Source organism: Bradyrhizobium jicamae, assembly GCF_018130695.1.
Classification (GTDB): Bacteria; Pseudomonadota; Alphaproteobacteria; order Rhizobiales; family Xanthobacteraceae; genus Bradyrhizobium; species Bradyrhizobium jicamae_B.
In genome coordinates, this window is sequence record NZ_JAFCJX010000049.1 from 26,148 (window position 1) to 38,266 (window position 12,119).

The 12,119-nt window shown below is 65.8% G+C and carries 10 protein-coding genes; 7 read left to right on the top strand and 3 right to left on the bottom strand.

Annotated features, from left to right (window positions below):
• Positions 1 to 237 precede the first annotated feature (237 nt).
• The 3 genes from cysD to JQ604_RS39710 all read left to right on the top strand — a co-directional run bounded on the left by cysD (position 238) and on the right by JQ604_RS39710 (position 5,367).
• Entirely contained in the window at positions 238 to 1,032 is a 795-nt protein-coding gene (gene cysD / locus JQ604_RS39700; protein ID WP_212366212.1) for a sulfate adenylyltransferase subunit CysD, read from the top strand.
• Positions 1,033 to 1,071: 39 nt separating this feature from the next.
• Complete coding sequence (cysC, locus tag JQ604_RS39705) at positions 1,072 to 2,991, top strand: adenylyl-sulfate kinase (RefSeq protein ID WP_212366201.1); 1,920 nt, start codon at positions 1,072 to 1,074, stop codon at positions 2,989 to 2,991.
• A gap of 213 nt (positions 2,992 to 3,204) precedes the next feature.
• Positions 3,205 to 5,367: a malate synthase G gene (locus tag JQ604_RS39710; RefSeq protein WP_212366202.1), complete on the top strand. Its 2,163-nt coding sequence runs from the start codon at positions 3,205 to 3,207 to the stop codon at positions 5,365 to 5,367.
• 158 nt (positions 5,368 to 5,525) lie between these two features.
• On the opposite strand, the gene JQ604_RS39715 is transcribed toward JQ604_RS39710, so the two are convergent.
• Positions 5,526 to 5,681, bottom strand: coding sequence for a Thivi_2564 family membrane protein (locus tag JQ604_RS39715; protein WP_212366203.1), 156 nt, complete (start codon positions 5,679 to 5,681; stop codon positions 5,526 to 5,528).
• A gap of 196 nt (positions 5,682 to 5,877) precedes the next feature.
• On the opposite strand from JQ604_RS39715, the gene JQ604_RS39720 reads away from it, so the two are divergent.
• Positions 5,878 to 7,971 (top strand): methyl-accepting chemotaxis protein, encoded by a 2,094-nt coding sequence (locus tag JQ604_RS39720; RefSeq protein WP_212366204.1) that lies wholly within the window; start codon positions 5,878 to 5,880, stop codon positions 7,969 to 7,971.
• A gap of 6 nt (positions 7,972 to 7,977) precedes the next feature.
• Here the strand turns inward: JQ604_RS39720 and JQ604_RS39725 are convergent, their stop codons facing one another.
• Positions 7,978 to 8,598: a DUF2865 domain-containing protein gene (locus JQ604_RS39725; RefSeq protein ID WP_212366205.1), complete on the bottom strand. Its 621-nt coding sequence runs from the start codon at positions 8,596 to 8,598 to the stop codon at positions 7,978 to 7,980.
• 10 nt (positions 8,599 to 8,608) lie between these two features.
• Positions 8,609 to 9,403, bottom strand: a complete 795-nt coding sequence (locus JQ604_RS39730; RefSeq protein ID WP_212366206.1) for a L,D-transpeptidase — start codon at positions 9,401 to 9,403, stop codon at positions 8,609 to 8,611.
• A 232-nt stretch (positions 9,404 to 9,635) separates the two neighbouring features.
• Between JQ604_RS39730 and JQ604_RS39735 the strand changes: the two genes are divergently transcribed.
• From JQ604_RS39735 to JQ604_RS39745, 3 genes are all read left to right on the top strand, one after another.
• Positions 9,636 to 10,763 (top strand): AI-2E family transporter, encoded by a 1,128-nt coding sequence (locus tag JQ604_RS39735; protein WP_212366207.1) that lies wholly within the window; start codon positions 9,636 to 9,638, stop codon positions 10,761 to 10,763.
• A 73-nt stretch (positions 10,764 to 10,836) separates the two neighbouring features.
• Positions 10,837 to 11,202: a DUF883 family protein gene (locus tag JQ604_RS39740; RefSeq protein ID WP_212366208.1), complete on the top strand. Its 366-nt coding sequence runs from the start codon at positions 10,837 to 10,839 to the stop codon at positions 11,200 to 11,202.
• Positions 11,203 to 11,324: 122 nt separating this feature from the next.
• The gene (locus JQ604_RS39745; protein ID WP_212366209.1) at positions 11,325 to 11,765 is read left to right on the top strand and encodes a hypothetical protein; all 441 of its coding nucleotides are present in this window, start codon (positions 11,325 to 11,327) and stop codon (positions 11,763 to 11,765) included.
• Positions 11,766 to 12,119: the final 354 nt, after the last annotated feature.

Here is a 12,119-nt window from a genome sequence, read left to right on the forward strand (position 1 = left end):
CAACTCGGGGGTTGACTGAAATTATTTTCTATTTATGTGTCGATCAAGCCCGACAAAGAGAAAATTATTTCTTCTCTATTGCGGCGCAACTTTAGAATTTCCACCTCCCAAGGCCAAGGCCCAGAGATGCATCTTCTCGACAACGAATCCCCCGCAGCCAAGGCGCGAGCCGCAGCCCTCGGCAAAGCATCTTCCGTGCCGAAAATTTCTTCTGCCGGGCCGCTCGCTCCGCCGTCGATGGATCACCTCGACGAGCTCGAGGCGCAGAGCATCTACATCCTGCGCGAGGCCTTTGCGCGGCTGAAGAAGCTGGCGCTGCTGTGGTCGCTCGGCAAGGACTCCAACGTCATGATCTGGCTGGCGCGGAAGGCCTTCTTCGGCCGCGTGCCGTTCCCGGCGCTGCATGTCGACACCGGCAAGAAGTTTCCGGAGATGTACGCGTTCCGCGATCGCTTCGGCAAGGAATGGGACCTCGATCTCAAGGTCGAGCCCTGCCCGCCGATCGACGCCGTCGATCCCACGCTGCCGCCGGCCGCGCGTTCGGCCGCCCGCAAGACCGAAGGGTTGAAGTGGGCGCTCAACAAATACGGCTTTGACGGACTGATCGCCGGCATCCGCCGCGACGAGGAAGCGACCCGCGCCAAGGAGCGCGTGTTCTCGCCGCGCGGCCTCGAAGGCGAATGGGACGTGCGCGACCAGCCGCCGGAATTCTGGGATCACTTCAACGCCTCGCCGCCGCAGGGCGCGCATCTGCGCATCCATCCGATCCTGCATTGGACCGAGGCCGATATCTGGGCCTACACCAAGCGCGAAGGCATTCCGATCATCCCGCTGTATCTCGCCAAGGACGGCAAGCGCTATCGCTCGCTGGGCGATCAGGACATCACCAACCCGGTGGCCTCGACCGCGTCCAACATCGACGAGATCCTGGCCGAGCTTGACGCCACCAAGATCCCGGAGCGCGCCGGCCGCGCGCTCGACCACGAGACCGAGGATGCGTTCGAGCGGCTGCGTGTCGCCGGCTATCTCTGATCTTCCCTTCTCAAGACCCGTTTTGGCGTGAGCGCTCCGATGAACATGATCCTTCCCACCGCCTCGATTTCGGCTACGCCGAACGGCACGACCCGGCCGCAAGTCCGCATCGTCATCGTCGGCCATGTCGACCACGGCAAGTCGACCCTGGTCGGCCGCCTCCTGCATGAGACCGGCAGCCTGCCGGACGGCAAGCTGGAGATGCTGAAGGCCGTCAGCGCGCGGCGCGGCATGCCGTTCGAGTGGTCCTTTTTGCTCGATGCGCTCCAGACCGAGCGCGACCAGGGCATCACGATCGACACCACGCAGATCCGTTTCCGCACCCGTTCGCGCGACGTCGTGCTGATCGACGCGCCCGGCCACGCCGAATTCCTCCGCAACATGATCACCGGCGCCTCGCAGGCCGACGGCGCGGTGCTGATCATCGATGCGCTGGAAGGCGTGCGCGACCAGACCCGGCGGCACGGCTACCTCCTGCATCTGCTCGGCGTGAAGCAGGTCGCTGTCGTCGTCAACAAGATGGACCGCGTCGATTTCTCGGCCAATCGCTTCAAGGAGATCAGCGACGAGATTTCCGCGCATCTGATCGGCCTCGGTGTCACGCCGTCGGCGGTGATCCCGATCTCCGCGCGCGATGGCGACGGCGTCGCCGAAATCACCCAGCGGATCGGCTGGTACAAGGGACCGACGGTGGTCGAGGCGCTCGATGCGCTCGAGCCGGCGCGGCCGCTGGCGGAGCTGTCGCTGCGCCTGCCGGTGCAGGCGATCTACAAGTTCGACGACCGCCGCATCGTCGCGGGCCGCATCGAATCCGGCAGCCTCAAGAGCGGCGACGAGATCGTGATCATGCCGGCCGGCAAGATCGCGAAGATCAAGACGGTCGAGAGCTGGCCGGTGACGCCGGTCGACGGCCCGCAGACCGCCGGACGCTCGGTCGGCATCACGCTCGACCGCGAGCTGTTCCTCGAGCGGGGCGACATCATCGCTCACGTCGGGCAGAGCCCGCGCGACACCCGCCGCATCCGCGCGCGGATCTTCTGGCTGCACGACAAGCCGCTGACCAAGGGCGAGCAGATCCTGATCCGCCTCGGCACCAAGGAAAGCCGCGCCACCGTGGTCGCGATCGAAAAGGCGATCGATCCCGGCGCGCTGTCGAATGAAGAGAACAAGGCGATCGCGCGCAATCATGTCGGCGAGATCGACATCTCGCTGGCGCAGCCGGTCGCAACCGATCCCTACACCGAGAACCCGCGCACCGGACGCCTGGTGATCGAGGTCAACGGCCGCATCGCCGGCGGTGGCCTCGTGCTGTCGGTCGACGCCGGCCAACGCGCCGTTCCCGTCGACATCGTTCCCGTTGAATCCGCGCTGCGTCCCGACGAGCGGTCGGCGCGCTATCGCCATAACGGCGCGGTGGTCTGGCTCACCGGCCTGCCCGGCTCCGGCAAATCGACGCTGGCGCGCGCGCTGGAGCGCAAGCTGTTCGGCAATGGCGGCTCGCCCGTGCTGCTCGACGGCGACACGGTGCGCGCCGGTCTCAACAGCGATCTTGGCTTCTCTGCCGAAGATCGCGCCGAGAACATCCGTCGCCTCGCCGAGGTCGCGACGCATCTCGCCCGCAACGGCCACATCGCAATCGTCGCCGCCGTCTCGCCGTCGGCTGTCGATCGCGCCACCGCGCGCCGCATCGCCGACACCGCGTTCCGCGAGATCTATGTCGCGACACCGGCCGAGGTCTGCGAGACCCGCGACCCCAAAGGCCATTACGCCAAGGCACGCTCCGGCGGCCTGCCGTCGTTCACGGGCATCACCAACGATTACCAGCCGCCGGCCAATGCCGAACTGACCATCGACACTTCGACGCGTTCGGTGGCCGACGGCGCCGACGAGATCGAACAGTTGCTGAAGCGGACCGGCGTCCTGTTCGACGAGGTGGTCGACCTCGCGGCCAATATCTAGCCTCCTCAAGATGTCGTCGCCCGGCCGGGCGGCGGCGTCCTGGATGCCTCTCATGAGCTGGGGGATGACGCCTATAAGTCGGCCATAAGGGGGCCTTCTCAGAGCCGTGGCTTTAGGGCTAAAAGGGCCGTGAACGCGGCCCTTTGGCGCGTTTTTTGCTGTTTTCAACTGAAAACAGCTTCTAAACGCCCGATTTTTTTGAGAAAGCCCATCATGACTCGTGTCGATGCCCACGGATTGAAGATCGCCCCTGTCCTGTTCGATTTCATCGCCAAGGAGGCGACCCCCAAGACCTCGATCACGCCCGACGCCTTCTGGGCAGGCGTTGCCGCCATCATCGCCAAGCTCGGCCCGAAGAACCGCGAGCTGCTCGCGTTCCGCGACACCCTGCAGGCCAAGATCGACGAGTGGCATCGCGCCCACAAGGGCAAGGCGTTCGACATCAACGCCTACACCGCTTTCCTGAAGGAGATCGGCTATCTCCTGCCCGAGCCGGCCACACAAAAGGTCGAGACCGCCAATGTCGACGACGAGATCGGCAAGATCTGCGGTCCACAACTGGTGGTGCCGCTGACCAATGCGCGCTACGCGCTGAACGCCGCGAATGCGCGCTGGGGCTCGCTCTATGATGCCTTCTACGGCACCGACGCGATCCCGCATGATCCGAGCGAGAGTGGCCGCGGCTACAACAAGGCGCGCGGCGACAAGGTGATTGCGAAGGCCAAGGCCTTCCTCGATGCCGCCGCGCCGCTCGCGACCGGCAGCCACACCGACGTCACCTCCTATAGCGTCATCGCCGGCCAGCTCTCGGTGAAGCTGAAGAGCGGCAACGCGACCGCGCTGAAGAACGCCGCGCAGTTCGCCGGGTATCTCGGCGACGCGGCTGCGCCGTCGGCCGTGCTGCTGGTCAACAACGGCATGCATGTCGAGGTCAAGATCGACCGCAACAACACCATCGGCAAGGATGACCCGGCTGGCGTCGCCGACATGATCCTGGAGTCGGCGGTCTCGACCATCCTCGACATGGAAGACTCCGTTGCCGCGGTTGATGCCGAGGACAAGGTGCTGGTCTATCGCAACACGCTCGGCCTGATGAACGGCACGCTGTCGGCCGATTTCGAGAAGGGCGGCAAGACGCTGACCCGCTCGCTCAACGCCGACCGCGTTTACAAGACGCCGGCCGGCGGCGAGCTGAAGCTGCACGGCCGCAGCCTCTTGCTGATGCGCAATGTCGGCCACCACATGTTCACCGACGCCGTGCTCGACGCCAAGGGCGAGGAGATTCCGGAAGGCCTGCTCGATGCCGCCGTCGCCGGCCTGCTCGCGATCCATGATCTGAAGGGCAACTCCAAGACGAGGAACAGCCGCACCGGCTCGGTCTACATCGTCAAGCCGAAGATGCATGGCCCCGACGAAGTGTCGCTCACCTGCGACCTCTTCGCCGAGGTCGAGAAGATGCTCGGCCTCGCCGAGAACACCATCAAGGTCGGCATCATGGATGAGGAGCGCCGCACCACGGTCAACCTCAAGGCCTGCATCCAGCGTGCCTCCAAGCGCATCATGTTCATCAACACCGGCTTCCTCGACCGCACCGGCGACGAGATCCATACGTCGATGGAAGCGGGGCCGATGATCCGCAAGAACGACATGAAGGCGCAGCCCTGGATCAAGGCCTATGAGGACTGGAACGTGGACACCGGTCTCGTCGACGGCCTGCCCGGCCATGCCCAGATCGGCAAGGGCATGTGGGCAGCCCCCGACAAGATGGCCGACATGCTGACCCAGAAGCTCGGCCATCCCTCGGCCGGCGCCACCACGGCGTGGGTCCCCTCGCCGACCGCCGCCACGCTGCACGCGCTGCACTATCACCAGGTCAACGTCACCGCGCGGCAGCAGGAGCTCGCCAAGGGCGGGCCGCGCGCAAAGCTCTCCGACATCCTCACCATCCCGGTGTCGCAGTCGAACTGGGCGCCCGATGACGTGAAGCAGGAGATCGACAACAACTGCCAGGGCATCCTCGGCTACGTCGTGCGCTGGATCGACCAGGGTGTCGGCTGCTCCAAGGTGCCTGACATCCATGACGTCGGCCTGATGGAAGACCGCGCCACCCTGCGCATCTCGAGCCAGCATCTGGCGAACTGGCTGCACCAGGGCGTCATCACCAGGGATCAGGTGATGGAGTCGCTGAAGCGGATGGCTGTGGTGGTCGACAAGCAGAACGCGGGCGACGCGCTCTACAAGCCGATGGCGCCCGCCTTCGACGGCACAGCCTTCAAGGCTGCCTGCGATCTCGTGTTCGAGGGCCGCACCCAGCCGAACGGCTACACCGAATACATCCTGACCGCGCGTCGCCGCGAGGCGAAGGCCGCCGGCTGATCCAGCCGACATCGCATGCAAAAGCCCCGGCGCATTGCCGGGGCTTTTTTCTTTCGTCATTGCGAGCGAAGCGAAGCAATCCATATTGCCGCTTGCTGTGACATGGATTGCTTTGTCGCTTGCGCTCCTCGCAATGACGAGGTGATGGTTGGATGCTCCTAGAACACCGTGAGATATTTCAGCAGCGACACAATGCCGATGATGATGACCACCACGCGCGCGATCTGCTTGGCCCGTCCATCGAGCGGCAGCATGTTGATGAGATAGAGGACGAGGATAACGACGAGGAATGTGACGAGTACGCCGACGAGCATGCGGGCCCCCTGTGGCATGTTGAAAGTGCGACTGGCCTCTTCTAACGCACCAATGAGTTGCGGGTTCCGGATTGCGGAACCGAGCGTTGCTGGAAAAATGCCAACGATTCCAACGGCTCAGTAGTTCTACGAGCACCCTGCTTTCGAAGTCTTTACCCTTCCATCCCCTAATGGCGGCAGCTTTGGGGGAAGCACCATGCTCAATCGCCTGTCCGTGTCCGCGCTGCTGAAAGCCGTCATCCTCGTCACCTCGTGCTGCGTGGTGGTGGCGATTTCGCTGACCGCCTGGGACACCTGGGGCCGCCTGCAGGTGGCGAGCCGCATCGCGGTGATTGCCGACGCTTCGGCGAGCATGTTCAAGGCGATGCACAACCTGCGCACCGATCGCTCCACGACCGCACGGCTGCTCAACTCCGATGCGCCGATGGATGCGGATATCGAGAAATATCTGCGCAGCATCCGCGACACCGAAATGCCGGCAATGGCCAATGCGCTGCCCGTGCTCGGCAGCATCGACTTCGCGCAGCAGACCACGCTGGTGCCCGAGCTCGACCGGCTGTTCAAGACCGCGACCGCGCAGCAGAAGGAATTCTGGGAAGCGATGGGCAAGCCGAAGGCCTCGCGCCCGGCCAACCTCGCCAAGGACTACACCGCCACGGTGAATGCGCTGCTCGACGTCATGGACAAGCTGTCCGCCGTGCTCGCCGCCGACGTCAACCACAAGGACGCCACCATCGACCAGCTGCTCGCGATCAAGCAGATCGCCTGGCTGCTGCGCAACACCGCCGGCGAAGCTTCGCTGATCGTCTCGACCGGGCTCTCCAGCGGCAAGATCACACCGGAGATCAAGGCCAATTACGGCAAGTTCGTCGGCGGCATCGATGCCGCCTGGAGCGCGCTGGAGCTGACCGCCGCCGGCATGCAGCTGCCGCCGTCGCTGTCGAGCGCGCTGGCCGCCAACAAGACCGCCTATTTCGACCCGCAGTTCCTCGGCCTGCGCGACCGGCTGCTGAACGCAATGCTCACCGGCGAGAAGCCCGAGATGACGGCGAACCAGTGGACACCGGTCACCGTCGGCCGGCTCGCTGCAGCCGTCGGCGTGGCCGAAGCGGCGCTCGATGCCGCCAAGGCGCACGCAGCGACGCAGCACGCCTCCGCGCAGCGCCGGCTGATCGTCGAACTCGTCCTGCTCATGGCTGCGATCGGCCTCACCGTCGGCGCGATGACGCTGATCAGCCGCCGCGTCATCACGCCCCTGCACCGGATGCGCGACGCCATGCTGAAAGTCGCCTCCGGCGATCTCGCCGTCGACACCGGCTATGCCTCGCGTTCCGATGAGATCGGCGCGCTGGCGGGCGCCCTCGAGACCTTCAAGCAGCAGGCCGGGGAGAAGGTCCGGATCGAGGCGCAGGAGCGCGAGCGCAATGCCGGCGCCGCGGCGCGCCAGACTGCGATCGAGAATTATGTCGGCGAGTTCGAGGGGCTCGTGCGCGAGACGCTGCATCAGCTCGGCGATGCCTCCGGCCAGATGCGCAGCACGTCGACCGGGCTGTCGACCGTGTCGCGGCAGACCAATGAGCGCGTCGAGGTCGCCGAGAAGGCCTCCGGCGAAGCCTCGATGAGCGTCGAGACGGTAGCGGCCGCCGCCGAAGAGCTCAGCGCCTCCATCAACGACATCAGCCAGCAGGCCGCGCACGCCGCCGGGATCGCCAGCCGCGCCGTCAGCCAGGCCAGCGAGACCGACGGCACCGTGCAGGGCCTCGCCAAATCCGCCGCGCGGATCGGCGAGGTGGTCGGCCTGATCAACAGCATCGCCGCGCAAACCAATCTGCTCGCGCTGAACGCGACCATCGAGGCCGCGCGTGCCGGTGATGCGGGCCGCGGCTTTGCGGTGGTGGCGTCCGAGGTCAAATCGCTGGCCAGCCAGACTGCCAAAGCGACCGAGGAGATTTCCGAGCAGATCGCCGACATCCAGAAGGTGGCGGGCGATGCGATCGATGCCATCAAGAGCATCGGCGGCATCATCGGCGAGGTCAACGAGGTCGCCACCGCGATCGCCGCCGCCGTGCAGGAGCAGGGCGCGGCGACCCAGGAGATCACGCGCTCTACTCAGTTCGCCGCGCAAGGCACCAAGCACGTCTCGGACAACATCACCGGAGTGAAGCTCGACGCGGATGCGTCGGCTGCCGCTGCCGACGATGTCCGCCGCGCCTCGGAGACCCTGGAGACGCAGAGCCAGCAGCTCGGCCAGCAGGTCACCCAGTTCCTCGGCAAGATCCGCGCCGCCTGATCGCGTCTACTCCTTCGCCACGACCGCCGGGCGCTGGTACTTCGCCTTGATGCGGTCGGGCACCGGCGTGAAGTTCAGCGACGCACCGCGACGATCCGGAGTGGCAACGACGAGGCCGCTCTCGCTGGCGACGATGTCGCCCTTGCGCAGGGTCGGATCGTCCTCGATCTTCACCGATGCGAGCCCGACCGGATCCTTGCCGTTACAGGTGCAGCCGGCGACGAGCTCGTTGCGGAAGCGGAACGCATTCGGCAGCTCGGAATATTCCTCGCCCTGCTCGGTCGCGGCGTCCTCGATACTGCCGCCGTAGACGATCCTGGTCTCGCTTGCCGGGCAGAAGCTGTTGCAGGTCGCCGCGCGGCTCTGGTTGTCGGAGGCCGGCAGCGGGAAGTAGCGCCCGTCGCAGGTCCGCACGCAATAGGCCTGGCCGCCGCCGTAACGTTGACGCTCGACCCGCGGCGCCGGCGGTCCGTCGTCGAACGGCATCCGGATCAGCGGCGGACCGTGGCGGCCGAAGCCGCCGAACAGCTGCGAGAAGAAGTCCTGGGCCTGCGCGGCGGGCGCAAGGGAGACGGCAAACATGGCTGCCGCCCCGAGAACCCACCGTGTCGTGTTCCGCCTCACCATCATCCATCCTTCAATCGGTCGACGACATCGAGACGGTCATGGCCTGGCGGTCCGCTGGCAGCATCCTGCCAGCCGGACGCGGCTGCTGCGCCGAACGGACCGAGATCTGCGTCGTCGTATTGAGCTCGCGCGCGGCCAGATGCGGCGCGTTCTTCGGCAGCACCACCACCTTGGTGCCGACATCGACGCGGCTGAACAGGTCACTGACGTCCTCATTGGTCAGCCGGATGCAGCCGGAGGAGACGAACTTGCCGATGGTCGAGGGATCGTTGGTGCCGTGGATGCGGTACTCGCTGGTGCCGAGATACATCGCCCGCGCGCCGAGCGGATTGCCGGGACCACCGGCCATGAAGCGCGGCAGGTAGGGCTGGCGGCGGATCATCTCGGCCGGCGGATGCCAGTCCGGCCACTCGGCCTTGCGGCTGATGGTCTGGGTGCCGGCCCAGGTAAAGCCGTCGCGGCCGACGCCAACGCCGTAGCGGATCGCACGGCCCTGGCCGAGCACGTAATAGAGCGAGGTCGCGCCGGTATCGATGATGATCGTCCCGGGCGCTTCATTGGTATTGAGTGCCACCACCGCGCGGCGCAGCCGCTCCGGAACGGCGCCCTCGTCCGGCGTCGGATCGGCCATCACCTCGTCGGTCGGAAAGCCGCTCGGCTGGGCCGTGGCGTAGCCGAGCACCTGCGCGCGCGCGCTGCCGGTGAAGAGGAAGGGTGCCGCGAGCAGGGTGGTGGTGAAAACGAACGCGCGCACGGCGTGGGAGGATGGCTGGCGCCGGCGGATGGATGCAGACGTCTGTGTCATGTGCTGCCCCTTGAGATGAGATGCGCATCGCGATGATGCGCTGCCCTAGCAAACGCGAAGCGACGCAAATCCGTTCCGCCGGCGGTCTTCGCGAAGCGGCGACTGTCAAGGCGCCCGGCCTCACGATTCCGCGACGGAACTTTTCCGCCCGCGGTCCGTTGTCAGGGCGCAGATTGCGCGCGGGGCAACTTCGCGGCTCGTGTCTTTTCGTGTCCGGGCAGGGAGAGCTGGAGTGCGTGTCCTTCCCAGTGAACGTGTGATGGCGAGCGCGACCCAAGGGACCGGGAATCAAGGCACGCCGGTCCCCGACAGCAAGCTCGAGCTGCCGCCCGTCATCAGCCGCGCCGAGGTCGTCGCCTTTGCGCTGGTCTGCCTTCTCGTCATCGTCGTCGTCGCCGTGCTCTATCTGGCGCGCGCGTTCTTCCTGCCGACCACCATGGCCTTCATCGTCGGCACCATGCTGTCGCCGGCGGCGAGCTTCCTCGAGCGCTACCGGATTCCGCGCGCGCTCGGCGCGGTGCTGATCGTGGTCGCGGTCGGCGCCGCCGTCGCCTTCCTGGTCGGCCTGATCGCAGCGCCCGCGATGGAGTGGGGCTCGCGGCTGCCCGAGCTCGGCGCGACGCTGCGGGAGAAGATGCACGTCTTCGATCGCCCGCTTCAGCTGTGGCAGGAGCTGCAGAGCATGGTCGGCGGCTCGGAGACGCTCGCCAGCTTCCAGCTGCCGAAATTCGAATGGGTGCAGCCGACGCTGGAATTCCTGTCGCCGACCTTCGCCGAATTCCTGCTGTTCGTCGCAACCCTGATCCTGTTCATCGCGAGCTGGAAGGATTTGCGCCGCGCGCTGGTGTTGACCTTCGGCGACCGCACGGCGCGGCTGCGGACGCTGCGGATCCTCAACGAGATCGAGATCCATCTCGGCAACTACCTGCTGACGGTGACCATGATCAATGTCGGCGTCGGCATCGTCACCGGCGTGATCTGCGCCGCCACGGGCATGCCCAATCCGGCCGGTCTCGGCGCGCTGGCCGCGACCTTGAACTTCATTCCGATCATCGGCCCCGTCGCGATGTTCGCCGTGCTGGTCGTGGTCGGCGTGATCTCGTTTCCGACCATCGGCGGCGGCCTGGTCGCGGCGGCCTGCTTTGCGGTCGCGACCTTCCTGGAAGGGCACTTCGTGACGCCGACCATCGTCGGCCGCCGGCTGGCGCTGAACGCGCTCGCGGTATTCCTGGCGCTGGCGTTCTGGACCTGGCTGTGGGGCCCGATGGGCGCCTTCCTGTCGTCGCCGCTGCTGATCGTCGCACTGATCGTGAAAGAGCATTTGATGCCGGTCAATTCGCCGCAACTCCCCGAGGACTAACAATGGTTTCCCACTGGGAACTTCAGGGATCGCGACGCGTTTTCGTCTCAACACAGATTTGCGGGAGCTTTCGATGTCGAGCACCGATTTTGGGATCAAGAACATGACGGACAAAGCCACCTACGAACGTCTCGAAAAGGATGTCACCGCCGTGAAGAACGATATTGCCGCCCTCACCGAGCAGATCACCGACGCACTCAACGCGTTCGCCAACAATGCCGGCAAGCAGGCCCGTCGCCGCTACAGCGAAGCCCGCGCCAACGCCGAGTCCGCCTATGACGACATGTCCGAGCGCGGCAGTGCGATGATGGGCGCAGCGCAGGATGCGGCGTCGTCGATCGAGGAGTCGCTCGAGGACGTCATCACCCAGCGGCCCCTGATGACCGTCGGCCTTGCGCTCGGGCTCGGCTTTCTGATCGGCGCCGCCTGGCGCCGGTAACAATTCCCCCACGGAGCGGATGAGGCCAGCGATGGCTCGCAAACCACCCTTCTGGTCGAGATGGCGGCGGTGGTGGGCCGCGGCTTCCTTTGTCGACGCACTTTTCAAGGCAAGGAAACACCATGCTGCAGCGGCTGATCGGTGACATCAAGGCGTCTGTCAGCTCGACGATGCGGCTGACGTCGCTCGCCGGTGCGGTTGCAGTCGCGCTGCTGATCACCACGGCCTTCCTGTGTGCCGCCGGCTTTGTCTTCGTGCTGCAGAACTATGGGGCCGTGCAGGCCTGCCTTGCGGGTGCCGCGATCTTCCTCGTGGTCACGCTGATCGCGGCCGGCTGCTATACGCTGCAGAAGCGCGAAGCCGAGCGGCGCGCCAGGCTCGCGGCGAAAGCCGCCGCGCAATCCGCACTCGCCGACCCCGTGCTGATCGCCACCGGCCTGCAACTCGTCCGCGCCATCGGCGTCAAACGCCTGATCCCGATCCTCGCCATCGGCGGCATCGCGCTCGGCCTGATGGCCAGCCGCAGCATGGCGAGCGACGGGGAAGCGGAGCCGGCGGAGTAGCCGCGCGCGCAGGTCTCTCAAGCCGTCGTCCTGACGAAAGTCAGGACCCATTACCACCGAATTTGATTGTGAATGGGAACGTGGCCAAAGCGTCGCGCAACAACTCGCATTCGGGGTAATGGGTCCTGGCTTTCGCCAGGACGACGAATGTGGTGCGCACGATCTCAACAACTCGCAGCTTCGCATTCTCGCGACATGATTTGCCCGAGTTTTCCATCTCGTTCCGCCCTCTCTCGATAGCGAGGGCGCAGGGAAGACCGGGTGCACGCCGCACCCGCGGTCCCGTGCGCCATGTGCACAAAAGAGTGCGCGCACGAGCATACAGGTTCGGCGGAGGCATCCGGCCTTCCCTGC